At 68.5% G+C, this 24,993-nt stretch carries 27 protein-coding genes; 14 read left to right on the forward strand and 13 right to left on the reverse strand.

The annotated features are described in order from the left end of the window. Positions 1–1,214, reverse strand: a 1,214-nt coding sequence (locus AC6LJ5_RS04020; protein WP_498139875.1) for an MFS transporter, incomplete at its 3' end; no start/stop codon positions are given. 76 nt (positions 1,215–1,290) lie between these two features. Here AC6LJ5_RS04020 and AC6LJ5_RS04025 point away from each other — a divergent pair. From AC6LJ5_RS04025 to AC6LJ5_RS04035, 3 genes are all read left to right on the forward strand, one after another. Beyond that, positions 1,291–2,034, forward strand: a complete 744-nt coding sequence (locus AC6LJ5_RS04025) for an ArsR/SmtB family transcription factor (protein ID WP_103275553.1) — start codon at positions 1,291–1,293, stop codon at positions 2,032–2,034. Positions 2,035–2,106: 72 nt separating this feature from the next. Next, positions 2,107–2,802 carry an N-acetyltransferase gene (locus AC6LJ5_RS04030; RefSeq protein ID WP_498139876.1) on the forward strand — a complete coding sequence of 232 codons (696 nt, stop codon included), beginning with the start codon at positions 2,107–2,109 and terminating at the stop codon, positions 2,800–2,802. Positions 2,803–3,033: 231 nt separating this feature from the next. Then, positions 3,034–3,306: a hypothetical protein gene (locus tag AC6LJ5_RS04035; RefSeq protein WP_103275551.1), complete on the forward strand. Its 273-nt coding sequence runs from the start codon at positions 3,034–3,036 to the stop codon at positions 3,304–3,306. A gap of 13 nt (positions 3,307–3,319) precedes the next feature. Here AC6LJ5_RS04035 and AC6LJ5_RS04040 read toward each other — a convergent pair whose 3' ends face one another. The 3 genes from AC6LJ5_RS04040 to ypfJ all read right to left on the reverse strand — a co-directional run bounded on the left by AC6LJ5_RS04040 (position 3,320) and on the right by ypfJ (position 5,699). Then, positions 3,320–4,084 (reverse strand): DUF1828 domain-containing protein, encoded by a 765-nt coding sequence (locus tag AC6LJ5_RS04040; protein ID WP_103275550.1) that lies wholly within the window; start codon positions 4,082–4,084, stop codon positions 3,320–3,322. Further along, the gene (locus tag AC6LJ5_RS04045) at positions 4,081–4,617 is read right to left on the reverse strand and encodes a hypothetical protein (protein ID WP_103275549.1); all 537 of its coding nucleotides are present in this window, start codon (positions 4,615–4,617) and stop codon (positions 4,081–4,083) included. Before AC6LJ5_RS04045 ends, AC6LJ5_RS04040 begins: the two co-directional genes overlap by 4 nt. A 227-nt stretch (positions 4,618–4,844) precedes the next feature. Then, complete coding sequence (gene ypfJ, locus AC6LJ5_RS04050) at positions 4,845–5,699, reverse strand: KPN_02809 family neutral zinc metallopeptidase (RefSeq protein ID WP_103275548.1); 855 nt, start codon at positions 5,697–5,699, stop codon at positions 4,845–4,847. A gap of 84 nt (positions 5,700–5,783) precedes the next feature. On the opposite strand from ypfJ, the gene AC6LJ5_RS04055 reads away from it, so the two are divergent. From AC6LJ5_RS04055 to bamC, 4 genes are all read left to right on the forward strand, one after another. Next, positions 5,784–6,410 carry an L-threonylcarbamoyladenylate synthase gene (locus tag AC6LJ5_RS04055; RefSeq protein ID WP_103275547.1) on the forward strand — a complete coding sequence of 209 codons (627 nt, stop codon included), beginning with the start codon at positions 5,784–5,786 and terminating at the stop codon, positions 6,408–6,410. An 83-nt stretch (positions 6,411–6,493) separates the two neighbouring features. Then, entirely contained in the window at positions 6,494–7,144 is a 651-nt protein-coding gene (locus AC6LJ5_RS04060; RefSeq protein ID WP_103275546.1) for a site-2 protease family protein, read from the forward strand. Positions 7,145–7,232: 88 nt separating this feature from the next. Continuing rightward, positions 7,233–8,168 carry a 4-hydroxy-tetrahydrodipicolinate synthase gene (gene dapA, locus AC6LJ5_RS04065; RefSeq protein WP_369869709.1) on the forward strand — a complete coding sequence of 312 codons (936 nt, stop codon included), beginning with the start codon at positions 7,233–7,235 and terminating at the stop codon, positions 8,166–8,168. 17 nt (positions 8,169–8,185) lie between these two features. After that, positions 8,186–9,310, forward strand: coding sequence for an NlpB/DapX family lipoprotein (gene bamC / locus AC6LJ5_RS04070; protein WP_199770900.1), 1,125 nt, complete (start codon positions 8,186–8,188; stop codon positions 9,308–9,310). A 188-nt stretch (positions 9,311–9,498) separates the two neighbouring features. Here bamC and AC6LJ5_RS04075 read toward each other — a convergent pair whose 3' ends face one another. The 3 genes from AC6LJ5_RS04075 to mutS all read right to left on the reverse strand — a co-directional run bounded on the left by AC6LJ5_RS04075 (position 9,499) and on the right by mutS (position 13,810). Further along, positions 9,499–9,714 carry an endopeptidase gene (locus AC6LJ5_RS04075; protein WP_212319459.1) on the reverse strand — a complete coding sequence of 72 codons (216 nt, stop codon included), beginning with the start codon at positions 9,712–9,714 and terminating at the stop codon, positions 9,499–9,501. Positions 9,715–9,965: 251 nt separating this feature from the next. Then, a complete protein-coding gene (locus tag AC6LJ5_RS04080) occupies positions 9,966–11,159 on the reverse strand; it encodes a ribosomal protein uL16 3-hydroxylase (protein ID WP_498139877.1) in 1,194 nt (397 codons plus the stop codon). Beyond that, complete coding sequence (gene mutS / locus AC6LJ5_RS04085; protein WP_498139878.1) at positions 11,156–13,810, reverse strand: DNA mismatch repair protein MutS; 2,655 nt, start codon at positions 13,808–13,810, stop codon at positions 11,156–11,158. Before mutS ends, AC6LJ5_RS04080 begins: the two co-directional genes overlap by 4 nt. 124 nt (positions 13,811–13,934) lie before the next feature. Between mutS and AC6LJ5_RS04090 the strand changes: the two genes are divergently transcribed. Together AC6LJ5_RS04090 and AC6LJ5_RS04095 are read left to right on the forward strand one after the other, a co-directional pair. After that, entirely contained in the window at positions 13,935–14,852 is a 918-nt protein-coding gene (locus tag AC6LJ5_RS04090) for an aldose 1-epimerase (RefSeq protein WP_498139879.1), read from the forward strand. A gap of 30 nt (positions 14,853–14,882) precedes the next feature. After that, on the forward strand, positions 14,883–15,239 hold the full coding sequence (locus tag AC6LJ5_RS04095) for a hypothetical protein (RefSeq protein ID WP_498139880.1): 357 nt from the start codon (positions 14,883–14,885) through the stop codon (positions 15,237–15,239). Positions 15,240–15,260: 21 nt separating this feature from the next. On the opposite strand, the gene AC6LJ5_RS04100 is transcribed toward AC6LJ5_RS04095, so the two are convergent. From AC6LJ5_RS04100 to AC6LJ5_RS04110, 3 genes are all read right to left on the reverse strand, one after another. Further along, positions 15,261–15,536: a hypothetical protein gene (locus AC6LJ5_RS04100; RefSeq protein WP_233772512.1), complete on the reverse strand. Its 276-nt coding sequence runs from the start codon at positions 15,534–15,536 to the stop codon at positions 15,261–15,263. Positions 15,537–15,681: 145 nt separating this feature from the next. Continuing rightward, positions 15,682–16,695, reverse strand: coding sequence for a zinc-binding alcohol dehydrogenase family protein (locus AC6LJ5_RS04105; RefSeq protein WP_498139881.1), 1,014 nt, complete (start codon positions 16,693–16,695; stop codon positions 15,682–15,684). Between the two features lie 30 nt (positions 16,696–16,725). Next, positions 16,726–17,520, reverse strand: coding sequence for an SDR family NAD(P)-dependent oxidoreductase (locus AC6LJ5_RS04110; protein ID WP_103275526.1), 795 nt, complete (start codon positions 17,518–17,520; stop codon positions 16,726–16,728). A 162-nt stretch (positions 17,521–17,682) separates the two neighbouring features. On the opposite strand from AC6LJ5_RS04110, the gene AC6LJ5_RS04115 reads away from it, so the two are divergent. Then, positions 17,683–18,585, forward strand: a complete 903-nt coding sequence (locus AC6LJ5_RS04115) for a LysR family transcriptional regulator (RefSeq protein WP_498139882.1) — start codon at positions 17,683–17,685, stop codon at positions 18,583–18,585. 69 nt (positions 18,586–18,654) lie between these two features. Here AC6LJ5_RS04115 and AC6LJ5_RS04120 read toward each other — a convergent pair whose 3' ends face one another. Then, positions 18,655–19,164, reverse strand: coding sequence for a DUF6496 domain-containing protein (locus AC6LJ5_RS04120; protein ID WP_103275524.1), 510 nt, complete (start codon positions 19,162–19,164; stop codon positions 18,655–18,657). Between the two features lie 188 nt (positions 19,165–19,352). Between AC6LJ5_RS04120 and AC6LJ5_RS04125 the strand changes: the two genes are divergently transcribed. Then, a complete protein-coding gene (locus AC6LJ5_RS04125) occupies positions 19,353–19,568 on the forward strand; it encodes a dodecin (RefSeq protein ID WP_103275523.1) in 216 nt (71 codons plus the stop codon). Positions 19,569–20,351: 783 nt separating this feature from the next. Here AC6LJ5_RS04125 and AC6LJ5_RS04130 read toward each other — a convergent pair. After that, on the reverse strand, positions 20,352–20,903 hold the full coding sequence (locus AC6LJ5_RS04130; protein ID WP_392412311.1) for an NADPH-dependent FMN reductase: 552 nt from the start codon (positions 20,901–20,903) through the stop codon (positions 20,352–20,354). A 166-nt stretch (positions 20,904–21,069) separates the two neighbouring features. Here AC6LJ5_RS04130 and AC6LJ5_RS04135 point away from each other — a divergent pair, with 166 nt between their 5' ends. Continuing rightward, on the forward strand, positions 21,070–21,609 hold the full coding sequence (locus AC6LJ5_RS04135; RefSeq protein WP_103275520.1) for an antibiotic biosynthesis monooxygenase: 540 nt from the start codon (positions 21,070–21,072) through the stop codon (positions 21,607–21,609). A 39-nt stretch (positions 21,610–21,648) separates the two neighbouring features. Here the strand turns inward: AC6LJ5_RS04135 and AC6LJ5_RS04140 are convergent, their stop codons facing one another. Then, positions 21,649–21,882: a hypothetical protein gene (locus AC6LJ5_RS04140; RefSeq protein ID WP_498139883.1), complete on the reverse strand. Its 234-nt coding sequence runs from the start codon at positions 21,880–21,882 to the stop codon at positions 21,649–21,651. A gap of 236 nt (positions 21,883–22,118) precedes the next feature. On the opposite strand from AC6LJ5_RS04140, the gene AC6LJ5_RS04145 reads away from it, so the two are divergent. Continuing rightward, the gene (locus AC6LJ5_RS04145) at positions 22,119–23,417 is read left to right on the forward strand and encodes an imelysin family protein (protein ID WP_392412306.1); all 1,299 of its coding nucleotides are present in this window, start codon (positions 22,119–22,121) and stop codon (positions 23,415–23,417) included. Beyond that, a complete protein-coding gene (locus tag AC6LJ5_RS04150; RefSeq protein ID WP_498139884.1) occupies positions 23,414–24,922 on the forward strand; it encodes a di-heme oxidoreductase family protein in 1,509 nt (502 codons plus the stop codon). The genes AC6LJ5_RS04145 and AC6LJ5_RS04150 overlap by 4 nt, the downstream gene beginning before the upstream one ends. The last annotated feature ends 71 nt before the right edge of the window (positions 24,923–24,993 follow it).

The raw sequence follows: 24,993 nt of genomic DNA on the forward strand, positions 1-24,993 counted from the left end.
CCCCAGGCCAGGCTGCCTATCGCGGCCGCCTGCAGCAGCGCGGCGGCGGCCGCGAAGCGCAACGGCTGCTGCCCGGCCTGCTCCAGCTGCGCGCGCAGCAGGCCGAACAGCACCGGGGCGAAGGCATAGGCGGCTTGCGAGAGCGCGGTGATCAAGGGCACGACGCGCAGCGCATCCTCGCGTGAAAACTCGGTCTGGGCGATGAGCGGCGGCAGCGAGGTGGCGTTGCCGATGCCGGAGCCGAACAGCAGCACGCCCAGCCACGCTGCCCAGAGCTGGCCCGGCGCCAGCGCCAGCACCAGCGAGCCGCAAAGCTGCACGCCATAGGCCACGCAGGCCACCACGCGTCGGTCCGCGCCCGCCGGCATCAGCCAGCCCACCAGCGTGCGGCCCGCGATGGCGGCGGCGGTGGCCAGCCCCATCGCGATGCCGGCGGTCTGCGCGCCCAGCAAGGGCGCCAGCGCGGACAGCAGATGAGCGATCAGGCCGATCTGCGCCACCAGCCCCAGCGCCATGCCGGCGGCCAGGCTCAGAAAGGCGCGGTCGCGCCGCAGGCTGGGCACGCGTTCGGGCACGCCGGGGGGCGCGCTTGCGGACGCCGCGGCGGTTTCGCCATCGGGATGCTGGCCCAGGCGCTGCGGGGTCGCGGTGAATACCCAGCGCGACAGGGCCGCGATCAGCGTCACCATGATCAGTCCGATCCCTAGCGCGGCCAGGGGAAAGCCGGCCTGGGCGATCAGGAAGACCCACAAGGGCGAGAACAGCACGCCGCCCAGGCTGGCGCCGTTGTACGCCATGCTCAGCGCGGCCGGACGCCGGCGCGCGAACCACGGCGCGATCAGCGCGTTGACAGCCGCCGGACCCAGCGCCACCCAGCCGCCGCCGCTGACCAGCGCCGCGCCGTACAACTGCCAAGGCGCTTGCGCCAGCGACCAGCCGCATACGCCCAGCGCCAGCAGCACCGCGCCGGTCGCGGTGGTCGCGGGAACGCCGACGCGTCGATAGATGCGGGGCAGGTTGGCCACCACCGCCGCGCCGGTGAGAAAGTGCAGCGTCACCGCGCCGGACACCAGCGCGAGGCTCCAGCCGCTGCGTTGCGCGACCGCGTGCAGGAACACCGGGGGGCCATAAAAACCCACGCCCCAGCCGAAAATGGCCAGCGCGAAGGCGGCGTAAACAACGGTCCAGCCAAAGAACTTCGGGGGGCTGCGCATGGCGTTGCGGGTGTCTTGTTTCGATGAGCCGCAGTATGCTTGGGGCTGCGCACTACACTTCGATCAAGGCCGAAACATGGATTCCGACTTCGCCGACAGCCAGCTTTCTTCCGTCGCCGGCGCCATCGCCGATCCGGCGCGCGCGCGCATGCTGTGCCTGCTTCTGGACGGTCGCGCGCGCACCGCCACCGAGCTGGCCGCGGCCGCCGAGATCGGCGCGTCCACGGCCAGCAGCCATTTCCAGCGCCTGCGCGACCAGGGGCTGGTCGAACAGGCGGCGCAGGGCAAGCATCGCTATTACCGGCTGGCCAATGGCGAAGTGGCGCGCGCGCTGGAGGCCCTGCTGGTGGTGGCCGGCGCCGAGCGCACGCCGTTCAAGCCCAGCACGCCATCGGCGCTGCGCGAGGCGCGCACCTGCTACGACCACATGGCCGGCACCCTGGCGGTGCGCATGCACGACGCGATGCTGACGCGCCAATGGCTGGCGGCCGACGGCAAGGACTACGCGCTGACCCCGCTGGGCGAGGCCTCGCTCGCGCAGATCGGCGTGGACGCGGCTGAGGCGCGCCGCCGCCGTCGCCGCTTCGCCTGCCCCTGCCTGGACTGGAGCGAGCGCCGTCCGCACCTGGGCGGCGCGCTGGGCGCGGCCTTGCTGGACGCGCTGACCGAACGCGGCTGGGTCAGCCGCGACCTGGATTCACGCGCGGTGCGCCTCACGCGCAAGGGCGAGCGCCAGTTTCCGGCGTTCTTCGGCGATGCCGGCGCGCAGGCCGTCGCGGGCAAGGATTGGGACATCGCGTCCCGTCCGGCCGCGGCTTAGCGCGCTGTCCAGACTTCGACATTCGGGCCGCGGATGCGGCCCTTTTCACATGGACGCGGACTGGCCGCGCCCATGATCTTTCCTTTCTTCAACCTGCTACAGGAGTTTGCCGTGCCTACGCTGGCGCTGCCCGCAATCCGTCTGGCCTTGGGCCTGGTGACGGAACTGCGCATTGACGTGAATCACACGCCGGACGAAGTGGAGTCCGAACTGGACGCCATCCGCAATCGCATGAGCCGTTCTTCGGACCGGCTGTATGGGCTGCCGGAGGTCCGCACCGACATCCCTGGCCTGGTGCTGCGCCACCGCGAGGCGGATGGCGAGTACTACGTCTACGTGGTGGATCTGCGGCGCGACCGGGTGGCGGGCTACACGGTGTTCAACCGGCTGATCGAAGTCGGACGGCGCGCCGATCCCTATCTGCGCGCGCCGCATTCGAAGTACGCCGCGCCCTACCAGCGCATGGGGCTGGCGACGGCCGTGTACCGCTGGGGGCTGGACGCGGGACTGTGCATCATGAGCGGCGCGCGCCAGTCGGAAGGGGCGCATCGACTGTGGCTGGGGCTGGCGCGCGATTACGAGCTGGGCTATGTGGACCTGCGGCGCAAGCGACTGAGCTACCTGGGCCGCGCGGTGGACGCGGCCGTGCTGGGCGATCTGCACACGCGCATGGTCCTGCTGGGCCGGGGCTGGACCCTGGAGCGGCACATGCAGGCGACGGGCATGACTTGGTCCGAAGGTGCGTGCACGCAACAGGATCTAGGGTAATCCCGTAATCGATGCCTGCGCGGTCGTCGCGGCGAACCTTGCCATTGACCCGCAGGCCGCGTCAGGCCTGTCGATACGCCAATCGACCGGACGCCGTGTAGCGGTCGATGAAAACGGGGACGAGACTTGTTCGATGCAACAGTGTTTCTGTCTTCTGCCGTCGTTACAAAACATATCCGAACTGTCATGAACAGGCGGGGTATGCTGGACCACAGATAGAGGGCATCCGAAGTGCATCAGAACAACTTGATCTACAAGGGATACCGCCTGACGGCCAGAGTATCCCGGGGCGCGGGCGCCGAGGTCCAGGCGCTGTCCAGCGGCCCCATCTTCATCGCATCGATCACCGTGGTCCAGGCGGGCGCCGTGCAGGATGGCGGCGACGAATATCCGGTACCGCGCTTCGCCGACGGCGGCTATGTCTACAGTCCGCGCGAGGCGGTGCACGCCGCGATACTGCATGGCCGCGAAATCGTCGACGGCCTGACCAGCGTTCCTTCCTGACGGCGCGCCGCGCTCAGTCCGCGAAGACCTCGCGCCAGTCGCGCGTCTTGGCCAGCGTCTGCACGGTGGCGGACTGCTCCAGGATCGCCACCGCCTTCTTGAACTCCTCGGCCGAGGCGCCGTCCTCCAGGATGACCATGCGCGAATTGCGCGCATCGGCCATCTTCACATCCGACATCTTGCCGTGGGTCTGGTAGACCTGGGTCCAGTCCATCTTCTTGCCGGCCTTGAGCGCGATCGGCTCGATATAGGTCAGCGCGGTGCTGCCCGCGGCCCGCACGGCATAGGCGAAATCCGCGGTGTGGCCGCTGCTGCCCTTGGCGCGGGCGCCCTTGACCATGCGGTTCGCGCCCACGGCCTCGGCCAGCGCGCGGCCGACCTGCGCGCGAAAGCGCAGCTGGCTGAACCTGGGCATCCACTTGGCGCACTGGAACGACAGCGCCATGGCCAGCTTCACCGCGTCCCACAGCGCTTCCTGCAACTGTTCGTTGGGACCGGAGGCGACGATGGCGCCGGACTTGTCGAAATGCGCCAGGCTCACGCCGGGCGTCTCGTTCAGGATATCGATGCGCTTGGCCGCCACGTCGATGCCGTAGCTGGCCGCGTGCATGGCGGTTTCACAGGCGTCGGTCAGGTAGAACGAGGCGTCGTCGGGGCGCGCGATGAAGAAGGCGGCGTGCTGTCCGTCCAGGCCCAGCGTCATGGGCGATACGGCGCGAATGGCATGTTCGCCCGCGGGCAGGACGGTCCAGCCCGAGGCTTCCAGGAAAGTGCTCATAGGATCAATTCGATTTGGCGGCCTTTGAGCGGATGCGCGAAGCCGCCGGTCAGCGTGAGATTCGCGCGCGGCAGGAAATGCTGCATCAGCGCGGCGATGGTCTGCAGCGGCGGCGTCACCGGCTCGGCATAGCCTTCGCCCGCGTCCACCCACAGATGCTCGTGGCTGCGGTCGGCCAGCGGCTTGCGGAACAGCGGCCGGCCTTCGCCCACCAGGCTGGTATGGAAAGAGTCGTCGGTATCCACGCCGTACACGCGGTGCGGGCCCACGAACAGGCTGGCGCAGAAGGTCTCGGCCAGGAAGATCGTGGCCTGGCCATGCACATCGGTGCGCGCCGCGCGGTAGGTCACGCGGAAGATCACGTCCTCGCGCACTTCGCCCTTGACCTTGCAGGGGCTGGAGAATTCCATCCATTGCACATTGTTGGCCGCCGGCTTCGGCACCCAGGCAACCGGCTTTACGGTTTCCTTGGGTTCGGCAAGGATCTCTTGCACCTCATCAACGGTGATTAAGGGTTCGGACTTGTTGGCCATGAAACGGATATCGGGTCTGGGTCGCGCTGTCGAGGAGGCGTTGTCGTTGACGCCTTGCCGTCGATGCGTTGTCGTCGCTGCTTTGTCGTAGATACACCGCGCCGCTCGCGGGCAGCGGCGGGAGACTCACGCGTGCAACATTGCGAGGGGGCGTAATCTTACAAGAAGCGGCGCGATCACGTACTAAAGCTGTATATCCATACAGCGTGAGCGCGGCGTCCGCCGGCCTACAGCTGGCCGGCCGAGAAGGTATCGCACTGCTTGAGGCTGCCGCCTTCCAGGCCGCGCTTGAACCAGCGCACGCGCTGTTCCGAGGAGCCGTGGGTGAACGTGTCGGGGACGACATAGCCCTGGCTCTGCTTCTGCAGCCGGTCGTCGCCGATGGCGGTGGCGGCGGCCAGCGCTTCTTCCACGTCGCCGCTTTCCAGGATGTGGCGGGCGGCGTTGGCGCGTTGCGCCCACAGGCCGGCGAAGCAGTCGGCCTGCAGTTCCATGCGCACCGACAGCGCGTTGGCCTGCGACGGGTTGCGGCGGCGCAGGTTGTCGACCTGGTCCGAGATGCCCAGCAGGTGCTGCACGTGATGGCCGACCTCGTGCGCGATCACGTAGGCCTGGGCGAAATCGCCCGGCGCCTTGAAGCGGTTCTTCAGCTCGTCGAAGAAGGCCAGGTCGATGTACACCTTGCTGTCGCCAGGACAGTAGAACGGCCCCATGGCGGACTGGCCGGTGCCGCAGGCGGTGGGAGTGGCGCCGCGGAACAGCACCAGCTTGGGCGGCGCGTAGCGGCGGTTAAGGTCGTTCTGGAAGATCGCGGCCCAGGTGTCCTCGGTCTCGCCGAGCACCTTGGCCACGAAACGGGCCTGCGGATCGTCCGCCGGCGGGCGCTGCGCCGGCGCCTGCTGTTGCTGCGCGGTCGGGCCTTCGGCCATCTGCAGCACGACGTTGGGATCCACGCCGAAATACATGGCCACCAGCGCCAGCACGATGGTGCCGATGCCGATGGTGCCGCGGCCGCCGATGCGCGGGCCGCTCGCGCGGCGGTCTTCCACATTGTCGCTTTCGCGCGAATCGTCCAAACGCATTTTCTTCTCCGGGCGGGCCACAGACCCGCCATATTGCATTACCGCGCTTGCCTGCGCGGCCTTCAGGAGTGTTAGGATAAACCCATGGCTCTGTTTCTATCCATTCATCCCGAGAATCCCCAACCGCGCCTGCTCAAGCAGGCGGCCCAATGGCTGGGCGAAGGGGGCCTGGTGGCGGTGCCCACCGATTCCAGCTACGCGGTGGTGGCGCGGCTCGACGACAAGAACGCCGCCGACCGCCTGCGCCGGCTGCGCGGCCTCGACGACCGCCATCACCTGACCGTGCTGTGCCGCGACCTGGCCGAGATCGGCCATTTCGCCCGGGTCGACAACCGCCAGTACCGGCTGCTCAAGGCCGCCACGCCCGGCCCCTGGACTTTCATCCTGGAAGCCACCAAGGAAGTGCCGCGGCGCGTTTCGCATCCCTCGCGCAAGACCATCGGCATTCGTGTGCCGGACCACGTCGTCATGCTTGGCCTGCTGGAGCAGACGGACGGGCCGCTGCTGTCGACCACGCTGATTCCCAAGGACGAGTCCGACGCGCTCAACGACGCCGAGGACATCCGCGCGCGCTACGACCATGAACTCGCGGCCATTCTCGACGCGGGCGCCTGCCCGCAATCGCCCACCACCGTCATCGACCTGACCAGCGACGAGCCCGTCGTCGTGCGCGTCGGGCGCGGCGATCCCGCCAGCCTGGGCCTGGCCTGAGCGCCGGGCTCGCGGGCTGATCCAAAAAGAATCTCCGCTGCCTTGCGGCGCGCCGGCTTCGGCACTTTACAATCCGGTTCGCCATGAACGACATCATCCAAACCATCGCGGTCTACGCGCTGCCGGTCATCTTCGCGATCACGCTGCACGAGGCGGCCCACGGCTATGTGGCGCGCCTGTTCGGCGATCCCACGGCTTACCAGGCCGGTCGCATCAGCCTGAACCCCGCGCGCCACATCGACCCGGTGGGCACGCTGCTGGTGCCGGTGGCGATCCTCTTGGCGTCCAAGCTGCTGGGCAGCCCGGGCATGCTTTTCGGCTGGGCCAAGCCCGTGCCGGTCGATTTCGGGCGCCTGCGCCGGCCCAAGCAGGACATGCTGTGGGTGGCGCTGGCCGGACCGGCGGCCAACATGCTGATGGCCGTGCTGTGGGCCCTGGCGCTGCGGCTGTTCCTGGAATCGGGCATGCAGGAGAGCTTCTGGTTCGAGATGGGCGTGGCCGGCGTCAACGTTAATCTGGTATTGATGGCGCTGAACCTGCTGCCGCTGCCGCCGCTGGACGGGGGACGGATCGTTTTCAGCCTGCTCCCCAACCGGCTGGCCTGGCAATATTCGAAAATCGAGCCCTACGGGCTGATGATCGTGGTGGTGCTGCTGGCCACTGGCGTGCTATGGACCTTGATGCGTCCCATAATCGGGCTGGGTACCTCGATCGTCCAGTGGTTTCTGCTATAGGATTCCCGCCAAATTCCGTTAAACTCGTCGGTTTAATCGATTGTGGCCCCGGGGCAATCCCGCCATGGGGCTATGGAGCCTCTCATCTATGGCATCCCCTGCAACCGCCGCAGGCGTTGGTTCCCAGGGCAGTTCGTCCCAGGGCAATTCGTTCCAAGGCAGCATGGTGGCCCTGGTCACCCCCATGCGGGCCGACGGCAGTCTTGATTACGCCGCCTACCGGTCGCTGATCGACTGGCACGTCCAGGAAGGCACGGACGCGCTCGTGGTGGTCGGCACCACCGGGGAGTCTCCCACCGTCTCGATGGAAGAGCACGCCGAGCTGATCCGCGTCGCCGTCGAACACGCCGCCGGCCGCATCCCGGTCATCGCCGGCGTGGGCGCCAACTCCACCGACGAAGCCATCCACCTGACCCGCCACGCCAAGGCCGTGGGCGCGCAGGCCGGCCTGTCGGTCGTGCCGTACTACAACAAGCCCTCGCAGGAAGGCCTGTACCGCCACTTCCGCGCCATCGCCGAAGCGGTGGATCTGCCGACCATTCTCTACAACGTGCCGGGCCGCACCGTTGCCGACATGAGCAACGAGACGGTCCTGCGCCTGGCGCAGGTGCCCGGCATCATCGGCATCAAGGACGCCACCGGCGACATCGCGCGCGGCGGCCTGCTGTTGCGCGAGGCGCCGGCCAGCTTCCAGGTCTTCAGCGGCGACGATCCCACCGCGGCCGCCCTGATCCTGCTGGGCGCGCGCGGCAATATTTCCGTGACCGCCAACGTGGCGCCGCGCCTGATGCGCGAGCTATGCGCGGCCGCCCTGGCTGGCGACGTGCCCCAGGTGCGTGAACTTAACGCCCGCCTGGCGCGTCTGAACAAGGCCTTGTTCGTCGAGGCCAATCCCATTCCCGTCAAGTGGGCGCTGGCCCAGATGGGCCGCAGCGAGCTGGGCTACCGGCTGCCGCTGGTCGAGCTCGGTGCGCAGCACCATGAGACGGTGCGCCGCGCCCTCCAGGAAGTGGGCCTGCTCTAAATATCGTGAGGATAAGTATGAACAAGCGTCATGCCGGCCTGTCGGCATTGATGTCTCTGGTACTGTTGGCCGGCTGCAGCGAGGTCAATCAGTTCCTGGGCAAAGAAGAATCCGTCAACTACAAGAGCGCGGTCAGCCAGCGCGGCGAGCCTCTGAGCATTCCGCCCGACCTGACCCAGGCCGCCAGCGATCCGCGCTATCGCGCGCCGGTGTCCGGCTCGACCACTTATTCGCAGTTCCAGCAACAAGGGCAGACCCAGGCCACCGCGCCCAAGTCCACCAATGTGCTGCCCGACCGCCAGGACATGCGCGTCGAGCGCGACGGCGACCTGCGCTGGCTGGTCATCAACCGTCCGCCCGAAGACATCTTCCCGCGCGTCGTGGACTTCTGGACCGAGAGCGGCTTCACGATCCAGAGCAACAACCCCAAGGCCGGCCTGATCGAGACCGACTGGGCCGAGAACCGCGCCAAGATCCCGGAAAGCTGGCTGCGCCAAGCGCTGGGCAGCGTGCTGGAACAGGCCTGGGATAGCGGCGAGCGCGAGAAATTCCGCACCCGTGTCGAGCGCGTCAACGGCCACACCGAGATCTACGTCAGCCATCGCCAGATGCTGGAGAAGCGCGTCGGCTCCGACGGCTCGCAGGTCCAGTGGCAGAACGGCAAGGAAGATCCGGGCCTGAACGCCGCCATGCTGGCCCGCATGCTGGTGTTCCTGGGCACCGATGTCGACAATGCCCGCAAGCTGGTGCAGCAGGCCGAGGCCGCGCCGCAGAAGCCTGCCGTGCAGCAGGACGTCCGCGCCCAGGGCGCGCAGCTGGTCGTCGACGAGTCCTTCGACCGCGCATGGCGTCGCGTTGGCGTGGCGCTGGACAGCGGCGGCTTCGCCGTGGAAGACCGCGACCGCTCCGCCGGCGACTACTTCGTGCGCTACGTCGACACCGACACCGGCGAGAAGAACGAACAGCCGGGCTTCTTCAGCCGCATGTTCTCGGGCGACAAGAAGGCGCAGGCGCCGCAGTACCGCATCCATGTGGCCGGTTCGGGCAACCAGACCAACGTCACGGTCCTGGACGCGAACGGCCAGCGCGACAGCAGTGCCACCGCCCAGCGCCTGCTGAGCGTGCTGAAGGACAAGATGTAAACCTGGCATCGCGGCGGGCATTGCGCCCGCCGTCAGGCATCAGGTCCAGGCCCCGGTTTTTCCGGGGCCTTTTCTTTTTCGGATGGGCTTCGTGCCTGACCGTGTTTTCCGCGCGCGGACAGCAAATAGCCCCGGCCATGCCGGGGCTATTCTTCAACCACAGAGCGGGGGTTCTGCGCTGCGGCGGATTAAGACGCCGGAGTGGTCGAGCCGCCGGGCGTGGTGGAGCCGCCGCCGGGCGTGGTGTTGGGCGCGGGCGCCGGTGCTGGCGAGGTGCCCGAGGGCGCGGGCGCGCTGGTGGCCGGAGCCGGGTTGGAAGCGGGCGGCGCCGTCTCGTCCTTCTTGTTGCACGCGCTCAGCGCGACGGCCAGCACCGAGGCAACGATCAAGGTTTTGCTCATCATTTTTGGACTCCTGTAGATGATGACTCTTGAAACCCACTCAGGGGAAACCAGGAGTCAGGCTACAGGAACTCGCTGCGCGCGCCGGTTTTCAAATTAAAGCGGTGGCATCCCAAAGGCAACAAACCTTTCCGCGCGGTGTGATGTCTTTCCTTATGTGTCCCCGTGCACAGACCTCATTGCGTTCTGTGCGCGATGGATACGCGCAGGTGTCCGGATCCTACAGCGTGCCGCGGGATCCGGCCCGGCGAACACTAGGCCGCTACGTAGCGGATCCAGCCGGAATCCAGCCAGTCGGCCAGGCAGGAGCGGGCCTCGTCCGACAGCCTGGCGCAGAGCGGATCGGCGCAGTCCAGGCGGCGGGCGTCGGCCAGCTTGCGCAGCGCGGCGTCGGTCGGAACCATCGCGGTCTCGCCGTTGATGAAGAGCTGCTTGCCGCGATAGAGCATGCGGCTGCGGCGGTCCAGCAGCAGGCTGCCGGATGCGGGCCAGTCTTCTTCCAGGTCCACATCCATGTCCTCGGGCGCATCGAACACGCTGAGGTTGCTGGGCTCGGTCAGCCAGCAGCCCAGGAAGCGCGAGGCCAGAGCCTCGTCGAAGCGCAGTTTGTCCACGGTTTCCAGCGTGGCGGCGATCAGGCCGTCGGGCAGTTCCGCCGGTGTGGCGACAGCCGGCTGCGCCGGATCGCGGTAGACGGCCGACAGCTTCGGGCCGGGCAGCGCCGGTTCGCCGTAAGGACCGCCCAGCAGGCCGACGCGCGCCATGACCTGGTCGGCGGCCGCTTCCAGCAGCCCGCGCGCCAGCGTGGCCTGCGTGGGCGCGCGAAAACCGATCGAGATGGTCATGCAGCCGTCGCCCACGGCGATGCCGTCGTGCGCGGCCTGCGGCGGCAGGTAGAGCATGTCGCCGGGCGACAGCACGGCGCTGGCCTCGGGCTCGAAGCGGCTCAGGATCTTCAGCGGCAGGCCAGGCTCCAGCGACAGATCCTTCTGGCGGCCGTAGCGCCATTCGCGCTGGCCGGCGGCCTGCAGCAGGAATACGTCATAGCTGTCGAAGTGCGGACCGACGCCGCCGCCGTGGCTGGCGATGCTGATCATCACGTCGTCCAGGCGCGCATCGGGGATGAAGCGGAACTGCTGCATCAGTTCGGCCGCGGCGTCGCTGTGCAGGTCCACGCTCTGCACCAGCAGCGTCCAGTCGCCCTCGTTGTCCTTGGGCAGGCGGGCGAAGGGGCCGTTCTCCATCTGCCATTCGCCGTTCTCGCGCCAGATCAGGCGCGATTCCACGTCGTCGCGGCGCGCCAGCTTCTTGATCGCGGCGATGGCGACGGGCGGCTTGAAGCCGGGAATCGCCTGGCGGATCAGCAGGGGCTTCTTCTGCCAGTAGCGGCGCATGAAGTCGTTGGGGCTCTGGTTGCCCAGCAGCGGCAGGGGATGATCGAGGTTCATTGCAGATGCTTCTTGAGACGGTAGAGGGCGTCCAGCGCTTCGCGCGGGGTCAGGCTGTCGGGATCGATGGCGGCGAGTTCGTCGCGCAGCGCATCCAGCGCCTCGAGGGCGCCGGAGCGTTCGGCGGCGGCCTCGGCCTGCGCGTCGGCGTCGGCCGCGGCGGCGAACAGGCCGAGCTGCGGCGTGGGCGCGCCCTGGGATTCCAGGCGTTCCAGTTCGCGCGTGGCCTGCCGGATCACAGCGGCCGGCACGCCGGCGCGCTGCGCGACCTGGATGCCGTAGCTGCGGCTGGCCGGGCCTTCGCGGACTTCGTGCAGGAATACGATGCCGCCGGCGGATTCCGCCGCCGCCAGGTGCACGTTGGCCGCCGAAGGCTGTTCGGACGGCAGGCGGGTCAGTTCGAAGTAGTGCGTGGCGAACAGCGTCAGCGCGCGGTTGTGCGCCAGCAGGCGGCAGGCGATGGCCCAGGCCAGCGCCAGGCCGTCGTAGGTCGAGGTGCCGCGGCCGATCTCGTCCATCAGCACCAGGCTGTTGGGCGTGCTGGCCGAGAGAATGGCGGCGGCTTCGGTCATTTCCATCATGAAGGTGGAGCGGCCGCCCGCCAGATCGTCGGCCGCGCCGATGCGGGTGAAGATGCGGTCGATCTTGCCGACGCGCGCGCTGGCCGCCGGCACGAAGCTGCCGGTGCGCGCCAGCAGCGCGATCAGCGCGACCTGTCGCATATAGGTCGATTTACCGCCCATGTTGGGGCCGGTGATGAGCAGCATGCGGCGCGCCGGGTCCAGCCGGCAGCCGTTGGGCGTGAAGCGTTCGATGGCGTTCTCGACCACAGGATGGCGGCCCGCGTCGATATCGATGTCGGCCTGCTCGGACAGCTCGGGCGCCACCCAGTCGTGGCGGCGCGCGTGCTCGGCCAGCGCGGCCAGCGTGTCCAGTTCGGCCAGCGCCGCGGCGCAGTCGGACAGCGGGCGCACGTGTTCGGCCAGCACGTCCAGCAGCTGCTCGAACAGCCATTTCTCGCGCGCCAGCGAGCGGTCCTGCGCCGACAGCACCTTGTCTTCCCAGGTCTTGAGCTCGGGCGTGATGTAGCGCTCGGCGTTCTTCAGCGTCTGGCGGCGGCGGTAGTCCTCGGGCACCTTGGCGGTCTGGCCCTTGGTCACTTCGATATAGAAGCCGTGGACGCGGTTGAATTCCACGCGCAGGTTGCTGATGCCGGTGCGCTCGCGCTCGCGGGTTTCCAGCTGCAGCAGGAAGTCGCCGCCGTCGGCGGCCAGGCCGCGCAGCTCGTCCAGTTCGGCATCGAAGCCCGTCGCCAGCACGCCGCCGTCGCGGATGGCCACGGCCGGCTCGGGCGCGATGGCGCGGGTCAGCAGGTCGGCCAGGTCGGGGTCGACGGATAGTTGGGCCAGCAGCTCGCCCAGGCGCGGCGAGGACGACATGGGGGCGACCAGCTCGCGCAACGCGGGCAGCGCGTGCAGCGCGTCGCGCAGGCTGGCCAGCTCGCGCGGGCGCACCGAGCGCAGCGCCAGCCGCGCGGCGATGCGCTCGATGTCGGGAAAGGCGTTGAGCGTGGCGCGCAGCGTTTCCAGCAGGCCGGCGGCGCCGAAGGTCTGTTCCACGTCCATGCGGCCGGCCAGCAGCGCCGAGATGGCGTGCTGGCGCGCCAGCGCCGGCGCGCTCTCGCGCAGCGGGTGATGCAGCCAGCGCCGCAGCAGCCGGCTGCCCATGGGCGTGCGGCAGCCGTCCAGCAGCGAGAACAGCGTGGGCGCGTCCTCGCCTGACAGGGTCTGGGTCAGTTCCAGGTTGCGGCGCGTGACCGGGTCCAGCAGCACGTACTGGCCGGGGCGCTCGGCCGACAGGCTCTGCACGTGCGCCAGCGCCTGCGACTGGGTGCGCGCGGCGTAGCGCAGCAGCGCGCCGGCGGCGCAGACGCCGGCCGGCATGTCCTCGACATCGAAGCCGGCCAGCGTGTCGGTCTTGAAATGCGCCAGCAGGTGGGCGCGCGCGCTGTCGCCCTCGAAGTGCCAGTCGGGCACGCGGGCGCGGGCGCCGTCGAACGAGAAGGGCAGTTCGGCGCTCTCGGCGCAGATGATCTCGGCCGGCGCGACGCGGTGCAGCTCGGATTCCAGTTGGGCCGGCGCGCATTCGGTGACGCGGAAGTCGCCGCTGGCCAGGTTCAGCCAGGCCAGGCCGGCGCGTGGCGCGCGCGCGTTGCCGCCGATGTAGACCGAGGCCAGCGCGCGGTCGGCCTTGGCCGGTAGCAGCGCGTCGTCGGTCAGCGTGCCGGGCGTGACGATGCGCACGATGCGGCGCTCGACCGGTCCCTTGGACGTGGCCGGGTCGCCGATCTGTTCGCAGATGGCGATCGACTCGCCCAGCGCCACCAGCCGCGCCAGGTACTGTTCCATGGCGTGCACAGGGATGCCGGCCATGGGTATCGGCGTGCCGTTGGACGAGCCGCGCTTGGTCAGGGTCAGGTTCAGCAGCCGCGCGCCGCGCTCGGCGTCTTCGTAGAACATCTCATAGAAGTCGCCCATGCGGTAGAACAGCAGCAGCGGTCCGGCCTCGTTCTTGAGGCGCAGGTACTGTTGCATCATGGGGGTGTGGCCCGCGAGGGCGTCGGCGGCGGTGGTCTGCGTTGCGGAATTCATGCCCGTGATTGTATCGGGCCGGGCAATAGGACAAAGAGACGGTTTTGCGCCGGACTTGATCCCTGTCGCTCGCCCTGGGCACAATCACTGCCTGGGCGGCACAGACCCGCCGCCGGAGCCTTTCATGCCGGATTTCCCCAACGATGACACCCAACTGGATGCCAGCGAGCGCGTGCGCATCGCCAGCGCCGGCCACACGGCCGAATTCGCGCCCGCAGCGGGCGGACGCCTGACCGGCTTGTCCACGGACGGGCTGGACTGGATCGTGCCGCTGGCCGAGACGGACTGGCCGGCGGCCAAATGGCCGCGCGCCGGCTCGTATCCGCTGGCGCCGTATTCCAACCGCATCCGCGACGGCGTCTTCACCTTCGACGGCGCCCGCCATCGGCTGCGCTCGCTGGCGGGGCGGTCCGAGGCCATCCACGGCAGCGGCCTGTACCTGCCGTGGCAGGTGCGGGCGCTGGAGGCCGACTCGGTCGACCTGGTGCTGGACGCGCCGGCCGGGACCATGGGCTGGGCCTGGCCGTTCGAGTGCGTGCAGCGCTATCGGCTGGATGCCGGCGGCCTGAGCCTGACACTGATCATGCGCAATGGCGGCGATACCCCCATGCCCTTCGGCTTCGGCATCCATCCGTACTTCACGGCGCGGCGCGTGGCGCTGCACGCGCGCCGGCTGTGGCCGGCCGATGAGCGCGGCCTGCCCACGGGCAGCAAGGTCACGCATGTGCGCGAGCTGCGCCAGTCGGCCGAGGGCTGCGATACCTATCTGTCGCAATGGGAAGGGCGCGCCACGCTGCATTGGGACGACGGGCGCGAGCTGGCCCTGCGCGCCGATCCGGCCTTTGCGCATCTGGTGGTGTACACCGCGCCCGGCGCCGATTTCCTGTGCGTGGAACCGGTCAGCAACGTGGCCGACGCCTTCAACCTGGCGGCGGCGGGCGACGCGCGCACCGGCATGCGGGTATTGGCGCCGGGCGAGCGCTACAGCGCCTCGCTGCGCATGGATTTCCAGCTTGGAAAGCCCGGCGCGATCAGGCGATAATCCGCCGACATCAAGCCAGGGAGTCTCCAAGTGAAAAAGCTCAGCACCGAACAATTGCAGGCAACGGCGGAAATCTTGCGCCGGGTGCAGGAGCGGCTCGCGCGTTCGGGCAGCCTGCCGCTGGAGCCCACCCTCTACGCCTGCGCCAAGGGATACCGCCGCAGCGCGGCGGACTACGCCTGGTCCTGGCTGTCCGGCCTGCTCGCGCCGCACAAGAGCCTGTCGGCCTGGATGGACGCGCACCAGCCGGACTGGCGCGCCGGCAAGACGCCGGCGGCAGTGGTCTATGCCCGCAGCGAAAATGGCTGGTTCTCGTGGCTGATCGCCGAGCTGGAAGCCGAGATCAACGATCCCCAGGCGCGCGCCCGGCGCGACGCGCGCGGCTAGTGTGCTGTCTGTTCGTGCCGTTCAGCGCGGGAGCTTGCCGCCACGGTAGCGCCTGAACAGCGCGTACAGGGCCTCGAGCAGGGCGGCGACCAGCAGCGCGGCCAGCACCGAGGCGCAGACCAGCGCATCCCACAGGCGCGGTGGACCGACCCGGAACTGGATGGTGTCCAGGATCAGGCCGGACGTGGTGCCGGCCACCAGCACGGCCAGCCAGCCTTGCAGCGGGACGAAACGAAGCAACAGTAGAGTCAAGGCGACCATGGCCCAGAGGCTGGGTTCCAGGGCCTGGTCGAGCATGTGGGCGAGCAGGGGAGTTCTCCGGACGGTGCGCGGCTGCCATCGGGCATCGCGCAAACGCGGTTTTAACCGTTTCCGCGTTGTAATACGAGTTGCCCGTCGCAAGAAGCCCGCTGGCGGCCGCCCCGGCGACCGTCCCTGGCTGTCAGAAGCCTTCCAGCACCACCTTGCCCTGGGCGCGGCCGCTTTCGATGAAGGCGTGCGCGCGCCGCAGGTTGGCGGCGTTGATCGTGCCGTAGTGTTCGCCCAGCGTGGTCCGCAACCGGCCCTGGTCGATCAGGCGCGCGGCCTGATTCAGCAGTTCATGCTGAGCGATCATGTCGGGCGTCTGGTGCAGCGGCCGCGCGAACATGAATTCCCAGTGCAGCGAGGCCGACTTGCGCTTGAGCAGGCGCACGTCGAGGGCGGCCGGGTCGTCGATCAGCGCGATCCGGCCTTGTGGCGCGATGGCCTCGGCGATCTGCGCGAAATGCTGGTCGCTGTGGGTCAGGCTGGCGATGTGGCTGACTTCGTTGATGCCGAGGCGCCGCAGTTCCTCGGCCAGCGGCTGGCCGTGGTCGATGACGTGATGCGCGCCCAGCTCGCGCACCCAGGCCTGGGTCTGCGGGCGCGAGGCGGTGCCGATCACGGTCAGGCCGGTCAGCTGGCGGGCCAGCTGGACCAGGATGGAACCCACGCCGCCGGCCGCGCCCACCACCAGCAGGCTCTGCTGGCTGGGCAAGGCGTTGTCCAGCACGCGCAGCCGGTCGAACAGCAGTTCCCAGGCGGTGATGGTGGTCAGCGGCAGCGCGGCGGCCTGGGCATAGTCCAGGCTGTCCGGCATGCGGCCGACGATGCGCTCATCGACCGCGTGCAGCTCGCTGTTGGCGCCGGGGCGGTCCAGCGCGCCGGCGTACCAGACGCGGTCGCCGGGCTTGAACAGGCTGACGCGCGATCCCACGGCGCGCACCACGCCGGCCGCGTCCCAGCCGATGACCTCGGGCTGGCCGTCCCGGGGCTTGCGGTTGGCGCGGATCTTCACGTCCACGGGGTTCACGGAGATGGCGCGCACCTCGACCAGCAGGTCGCGCTCGCCCGGCACGGGCTCGGGCAGCGTGATGTCGCGCAGCGCCTCGGGATGATCGGCGGGCAGGTTCTCGAAATAGGCGATGGCTTTCATGTCAGGATTCCGGATGATGGGTGGGCGGGTTCAGGCGATCGAGCGGACCACGCCGCCGTCCACGCGCAGCGCCGCGCCGTTGGTGGCCGAGGCCTGGGTCGAGCAGGCGTACACCACCATGTTGGCCACTTCCTCCACCGTGGCCAGCCGGCGCAGCAGCGAGCTGGGGCGGTTCTGGGCGATGAAGTCGCGCTCCATCTGCGCCTGCGGCACGCCCTGCGCCTGCGCCAGCTCGGCGAAGAAGGACGCCACGCCTTCCGAGCGCGTCGGACCGGGCAGCACGGCGTTGACGGTCACGCCGGTGCCGGCTGTCAGTTCGGCCAATCCGCGCGATACGCCGAGCAGCGCCGTCTTGCTGACGCCGTAGTGGATCATTTCCGCGGGAATCTGCAGCGCCGATTCGCTGGACAGGAAGACGATGCGCCCCCAGTTGGCCGCCAGCAGGCGCGGCAGGTAGTAGCGCGACAGGCGCACGCCGCTCATGACGTTGACGTCCAGCATGTACTGCCAGTCGTCGTCGGTGATTTCGGTGAAGGACTTGGGCGCGAAGTAGCCGGCGTTGTTCACCAGGATGTCCACGTCCGGATGCGCGGCGCAGATCGAGGCGGCGCCGTCGGCGGTGGCCAGGTCTGCCTGCACGGTGCCCAGGCGCGCGCCGGGCACGCGCGCGGCGATCTCCTGCGCGGCGCGCGCCAGCTTGCCGGCGTCGCGGCCGTGCAGCACCACCTCGGCGCCGGCCTCGGCCAGCCCTTGGGCGATGGCCTGTCCGATGCCGCCGGATGAGCCGGTGACGAGCGCCTTCTTGCCGTTCAGTTCGATTTTCATATGAGGGTTCCTGGGGGTGTCGGGTTTGCCGCGACGGTGGCGGGCTTGTCCGCCGCCCGTCGCTGATGAATCGGGGTGTGGCCATCATTGCCCGGCGCGGGCATGTGAAAAACCGGCTAGCATCGGAACCAGTTTCAATAATTTTTTGAAAATGAGGACATCATGGTCCGCTTCGAAGACCTGAGGATCTTCGTGTCCGCGGCCGACCACGGCAGCTTCTCGGCCGCCGCGCGCGAGCTGGACCTGACGCCGGCGGTCGCCAGCGCCGCCCTGAAACGGCTGGAGCTGACGCTGGAGACCCGGCTGTTCGTCCGCTCCACGCGCAGCCTGCGGCTGACGGCGGACGGCGAGCGCTACCTGGAGTACGCCCGCTCGGCCATCGCAACGCTGGACGCCGGCCGCAACGCGCTGGCGCGCGACAAGACCGCCATCAGCGGCACGCTGTCGATCTCGGTGCCCTCGGACCTGGGGCGCAACGTGCTGTTGCCCTGGCTGGATGAATTCCAGCGCCGCCATCCCCGCGTCGGCTTCCAGGTGCGCATCAGCGACCGGCTGGCCGATTTGTTCCGCCAGCCGGTGGACCTCGCGGTGCGCTACGGCACGCCCGCCGACTCCAGCCTGGTGGCGCTGCCCTTGTCCGAATCCAACCGCCGCGTGGTGTGCGCGTCGCCGGCCTATCTGGCGCGTCACGGCACGCCGCAGGCGCCCGCCGACCTGCGCCGCCACAACTGCCTGTCCTTCGTGCTGGGCGAGTCGCTGCACGACCGCTGGACCTTCGAGCGCGACGGCGTGTCCCAGACCGTGCCGGTAAAGGGCGACCGCGTCAGCGACGACGGCGAACTGGTGCGCCGCTGGGCGCTGGCCGGTTGCGGCGTGGCCTATAAATCGCGCTACGACGTGCTGGAAGACCTGCGCGCCGGACGGCTGGTGCAGCTGTTCGGCGACCATCTGGGCGAGCCTTCACCGCTGTATCTGCTGTGCGTGCACCGCATGCTGCTGTCGCCGGCGGTCAAGCGCCTGCGCGCCTGCCTGCAGGATCGCTTCGCCGCGTTCGCGGCGGGCTGAGCGCGGTCCGCCGGACGGCGCGCGTCAGGCTCGAGGCGCGTCGGACGGCGCACTCCCAGGCATCAGGCTTCAGGCGGCCGCGTGGCGCGCCTGGCGGTTGGCGGCGCGGGTGCGCGCGGCCTTCTTGGCAGCGGCGCTCCGGCCGGCCGCGCCTTTGGTTCGGGCGGCTTTGCGCGCGGCGGCGGAACGGTCGGCGGCGCTGCGCTGGCTGGCGGCCGCGCTGGCCTGGCGCGAGAGCGCCTGGGGCGATGCGGGGCGGGCGCTTTCTTTCTTCAGCGCGCCGGCGGCGGCGCGCGCCCGGCTGCGCGATTTCGCTTGGCCGTCGCCAGCTGCCTTCAGGTCCTGTTCGGCCTTGCGCTTGACTGCCGCGCTGGCATGCTTGGGCGCGGGCAGCTTGACGCCGGCGCGGCGCGCCTTTGACAGGCCGATGGCCACTGCCTGCTTGGTCGAGCGCACGCCGTGCTTGCCGGCGCGCACATGCTCGATTTCCTCGCGTATGAATTCGCCGGCTTGCGTGGACGCCGACTTGCCTTGGCGTTTGTCGCGCGCGGCGCGTTCCAGGGTTTTGCGTTCGGGCATGATTCCCTCCGTGCTTGCGTTGCGAAAGCGGCTTCGCCGGATGGCTTCCTGCTGGCGCGACGAAACCGCGCACCCCCAGTCTAGGTTGGCTGGCGTATCCTGTGTGTTCGAATGGATTGCCGGTCGTAAGCGCCGGATTCGTCGCCGGCCGACAGTTCGTGACTGATTCCTTCCACAGGAGACACGCGATGTCCAACCACGTCTACAAGCAGATCGAGCTGGTGGGTTCCTCCACCAAGTCCACCGACGACGCCATCAAGCAGGCGATCGAGCGGGCCTCCGAAACCTTGCGCCATCTGGACTGGTTCGAGGTCACAGAAGTGCGTGGCCACATCAAGGACGGCAAGGTGGCGCACTGGCAGGTCGGGCTGAAGATCGGCATGCGCCTGGAAGGCAACGAATAGCGGCGCCGCGCCTGGCGGTCTGGAACCACGCCGGGCAGCAGGGCTCGGACCCGGCCTCGGACCGCCGCAAGACGCCGCCCGGGCCGCAATCTGCCCCGTTGCCGGGTCGCGGACAGGTCATTCTTTGACCAGCGATCGCAAGTCCTTGCCCCCAAAGACGATTTTCAGCTTGTCACTGGACTGTTCAGAGGCTTGTCCACATTCGGTGGGGACAAACGGGCATGCCTTGTGGACGATGGCGCCGACCCGCGCCCGCGACAGGTGGATGGGCGGGGGCTGCTCGTTTATTGCTCACGAGTTCCAAGTCATTGACGCGAAAGAGGATTTGCAGGCTGCCCGCAAGCTGTCCTCAGCCTTGTCCACATTTGGCGGGGACAACCAGGGCGGGGATATCCGGGGATTGGGCGTTTCTTGAGCAGCGTCTGCAGCGCTTTGATTGCAAAGGGGATTTCGCATCTGCCCTCATGCTGTCCTCATGCTTTTCCACAGAAGGCGGGGACAATTGCGCAGCGTGGGGATGAATGCCGCGTCGAGCTGTCCGCATGCCGGCAAAACAGTGGATAACAGGGCTGCGTAGGGTGTTTTGGAGCGATTGCGCAGTTTTTGATCGGCCCTTGCAAGTGCTTGGCGCAGCAGGGTTTTTCCATGCTGCCCCAAGGCTGTCCTCAAGCTTCTCCACAGTTGGCGGGGATAAGCCCACAGCCACGGGTGCGCCGGCGGGCGCATGCCCGGATCGGGAGGACGCCGGACGCGGGAACGAGCCGCGTCCGGTCATGGCGGCGATCAGGCGTTGAACTTGCGGATCCAGTCGACGTAGCGGTCGATCCAGCCTTGCAGGAACTTGCGCGTGCCTTCGTTGGTGATCTCGTACTGATCGTTCACCAAGCCGTCCGAGTACTGCAGGAAGACCTCGGGCGTGGTCAGCGTGCTGGCGCCTTCGGCGGCCAGGATGTTGCGCAGGTGCTGCTGCATGAGCGCGGTGCCGGCGGCGCTGGGCGAGGTGCCGAGCACCCCGGCGGCCTTGCCGGCCCAGGAGTTGTGACCCCACGGACGCGAGCCCCAGTCGATGGCGTTCTTGATGGCGGCGGGCACCGAGCGATTGTGCTCGGGCGAGACGAACAGCACGCCCTGGGATTCGGTGATCTGCTGCTTGAGCTTGGCCACGCCCGGGGGCAGGTTGTTCTCGTTGTCCTGGTTGAAGAGCGGCACGTCCAGATTCACGTAGTCGAATTTGAAATCCGGCGGAACCAGTTTTTCCAGCGCGCGGGCCAGGCGCAGATTGATCGAGGCGGCGCGCAGGCTGCCGACGAAAACGGCGATCTTGTAGGTGCTCATGGGACGCGTGCTCCAAGTGGGGGAGGGGGTCGGGACAGTGTAGACGCGCAATCCCGCAGGCTCAATGCGGGCCGCTACGTCCGCTGCGCAACCCGGCTGGCACGCCGCTTGCTTGATGTTCCGGTGCCAGGCTTGCCAGTTGTCGCGAGCCGCTCAGGAGTCCCTCATGCCGCGTTCCGCCTTGTCTGCCCCCGTCACTCTGCTCGTCACCCGTCACATCCAGCCCGAACGCTACGGCGATTTCCTGGCCTGGATGCGGCAGGGCGAGATCCTGGCGGCGGGCTTTCCCGGTTTCCTGGGTTCCGGCGTGCTGCAGCCGCCGGCGGGCGGCGACCAGTACCAGATCGTGCTGCGCTTCGACGACGAGGCCAGCCTGGATCGCTGGGAACGCTCGCTGCCGCGCCGCATGTGGCTGGAGCGCGGCGCGGCGCTGGTGCGCGGCAGCGAGGTGCGCCGCGCCCGCGGCATGGACGGCTGGTTCGGCCAGGGGCCAAGCGCGCCGCCGCGTTGGAAGCAGGCGGTCAGCATCTGGCTGGCCTACTTCCCGCTGCTGCTGATGTTCTCGGCGCTGCTGGGCGAACGGCTGGCGGCCTTGCCGACGTTCTGGCGCGCGCTGCTGACCAGCGTCGCGCTGACGCCGGTGATGGTGTACGCCTGCATTCCGCTGGCCACGCGGCTGTTGCGACGCTGGCTGCGGCCGGCGTGATGGAGTCAGCTTGCTGCGGCGGTTCGCGTCCGACATGCGTTACATCGGTGCCGAGCGCGAACCGAGGCGGTGCGCCATGCACCAGTTGGAGCTGAAAGGGGCGAACTCCGGCTGCAACGGCAGGTCGGCCGTCTCGGGGAATTGATCTTCCGGTCCCAGCGGTTCGTCCTGGCGCCATTGGGCCAGCAACTCGACGATATTCCGTGGCGTGGTGATGGGCTCGTTGATGAGCCTGGCCTCGTGTGGCCTGGACGGATCATTGCGGATAGGCACGGCGTTCTTCTTTTGCGTTGAAGGTCCCCGCCGCCGGGCAACCCCGAGTGCGGCGCACACCTTTTCAGAGCGTACCCCGTCGCCAACGGGAAACGCACAGCATCTGTTCGGATAAATGTCAGCTAGCTGACCCTATGCTGAACGACAAACGAAAATTGTTTACACTCTCATCCGCAAAATACAGTCCAGGCTGGCTCGCCGTGGGGGCGGGCCGCCGGAGTCACGGGAGAATTCGTATGCGCAAGTTGCTTTTGGGGGTGGCGCTGGCCGCCGCCGTATACGGCGGCACGGCACTGGCCGCGGTGCAACCCAAGGCCGTGGTCGCCAATTACTCGGATCTGGCCCAGGCCGGCTACGAGGACGCGCTGGCCTCGGCCAGGAACTTGCGCAAGGCGGTGGATGCGCTGGTCGCCCAGCCCAGCCCGGACACGCTGAAGGCGGCGCGCCAGGCCTGGCTGGAGGCGCGCGTGCCGTACCAGCAGACCGAGGCCTACCGCTTCGGCAATGCCATCGTCGATGACTGGGAAGGCCGGGTCAACGCCTGGCCGCTGGACGAAGGCCTGATCGATTACGTCGACGCGTCCTACGGCACCGAGAAGGACGACAACGCCTATTACGCCGTCAACGTCATCGCCAATTCCAAGATCTCGGTCGGCGGCAAGACCGTCGACGCCAGCAAGATCACGCCCAAGCTGCTGTCCGAGGTACTGCACGAAGCCGACGGCAACGAGGCCAACGTGGCCACCGGCTACCACGCGATCGAATTCCTGCTGTGGGGCCAGGACCTGAACGGCACCGGTCCGGCGCCGGCCGGCCGCCAGGGCACGCCGCAGGAACGCCACTCGGGCAACCGTCCGCACACCGACTTCGACATCAAGCAATGCACCGGCGGCCACTGCGAGCGCCGCGTGGACTTCCTGAAGGCCGTGACCGAGCTGCTGGTGACCGACCTGGAAGAAATGGCGGGCCACTGGAAGCAGGGCGGCGCCGCGCGCAAGGCCGTCGAGGAAGATCCCAAGGCGGGCCTGGTGGCCATGCTGACGGGCCTGGGCAGCCTGTCCTACGGCGAACTGGCCGGCGAGCGCATGAAGCTTGGCCTGATGCTGCATGATCCCGAGGAAGAGCATGACTGCTTCTCGGACAACACCCACAACTCGCACTTCTACAACCAGATCGGCATCCGCAACGTCTACCTGGGCGAGTACAAGCGCATCGACGGCAAGACGGTGTCCGGCGCCAGCCTGTCGGAACTGGTCAAGGCCAGGGACCCCAAGCTCGACGCCGAGGTGCGCGCCAAGCTCGATGCCACCGTGGCCGCCATGCAGGCCATGAAGACGCGCGCCGAGACGGTCGAGACCTACGACCAGATGATCGCGGACGGCAACAAGGAAGGCAACGCGGTGGTGCAGGCCGCCATCGACCGCCTGATCGACCAGACCCGCAGCCTGGAACGCGTGATCGCGCTGCTGGACCTGGGCAAGATCGCCATCGAAGGCTCCGACAGCCTGGACAAGCCCGACGCCGTATTCAAGTGAAGCGCGTCCTGGCAGCCATACTGGCGGCGTCGGTCCATGCCGGCGCCGCCGCGCAACCGCCGGTGCGCGATGACCTCACGCCCGGGGATCTGAAGCGCGTCACCGCCATCACCGCGCCCGCCCGCGATTTCTCCAAGGCCGAGACCTTCGAGACCATGCAGGCCGGCGCGGCCACCACCGGCAAGATGATCAACGCCGACATTTTCTCGCAGCCCTCGGCCAACATGGATTTCGAGCGCCGCCAGGAGTTCCAGGTCGGCAATGGCCTGTTTCGCAAGGACTGGGTGTCGGCGCCGTCGTCCACCCAGGCCTCCGACGGCCTGGGGCCGCTGTTCAACGCGCGCTCCTGCCAGGCCTGTCACACCAAGGACGGGCGCGGCTCGGTGCCGGGCTTCGATCCGCTGGAACGGCCCGACGCCGTGGCGTTGCTGCTGCGCCTGGCCATTCCGGAAGGGCCGGACCGTGGCCATCCGAGGTTGGGGCCGGATGAAATCGCCTCCTTGCCCGAACCCGTCTACGGCGTGCAGCTGCAGAACTTCGCCGTGGCCGGCCTGCCGGCCGAAGGGCGCATGGAGATCGATTACACGCCGATGGTCGTGCCGCTCAATGGCGGCGAGACCGCCACGCTGATGAAGCCTGCCTATCGCATCGAGAACCTGGGCTACGGCCCGATGCGCGCCGACACGCAGATCTCGCCGCGCCTGGCGCCGCCCATGATCGGGCTGGGCCTGCTCGAATCCATCCACGAGGCCGACATCCTGGCCAATGTAGGCGCCGACAAGCGCGACGGCATCGTCGGCAAGGCCAACTGGGTGACCGACGCGCGCAGCGGCAAGACCGTGCTGGGCCGCTTCAACCTGAAGGCCGGCCAGCCCACGGTTGAACAGCAGAGCGCCGCCGCCTTCTCCAACGACATGGGCCTGTCCACGCCGATGTTCCCCAGCCATTGGGGCGACTGCACGCGCGGCCAGCAGCGCTGCCTGGACATGCCGCACGGCGCGCAGCCGCGCTTCGGTCCCGAAGAGGTGCCGGCCAAGCTGATGGACTTCGTCACCGTCTACTCCACCAACCTGGCCGTGCCGCAGCGGCGCGACGCCGGCGACGCGCGCGTGCTGGCGGGCAAGAAGCTGTTCTACGAGGCCAATTGCGTGGCCTGCCACGTGCCCAAGTACGTCACCAGCCGCAATGCCAGGCAGGCCGAGCACCGCTTCCAGCTGATCTGGCCGTACACCGACATGCTGGTGCACGACATGGGCGATGACCTGGCCGACGGCGTCAGCGACGGCCTGGCCAACGGCCGCGAATGGCGCACGCCGCCGCTGTGGGGCATCGGCCTGACCAAGACCGTCAATCCCGGCGCGACCTGGCTGCACGATGGCCGTGCGCGCACGCTGCTGGAAGCCGTGTTGTGGCACGGCGGCGCGGCCAAGCCGGCGCGCGACCGCGTCGTGGCGATGACGCCCGAAGAGCGCGCCGACCTGATCCGTTTTCTGGAGTCCCTGTGATGCCGCCATTCACCGCCGGCCGCCGCGCCGGCTCCGTGCCGTCCCGGCCCCTGCTTGCGTCGTTGACAGGG

The sequence above is a fragment of the Achromobacter sp. 1011791174 genome (assembly GCF_059760925.1).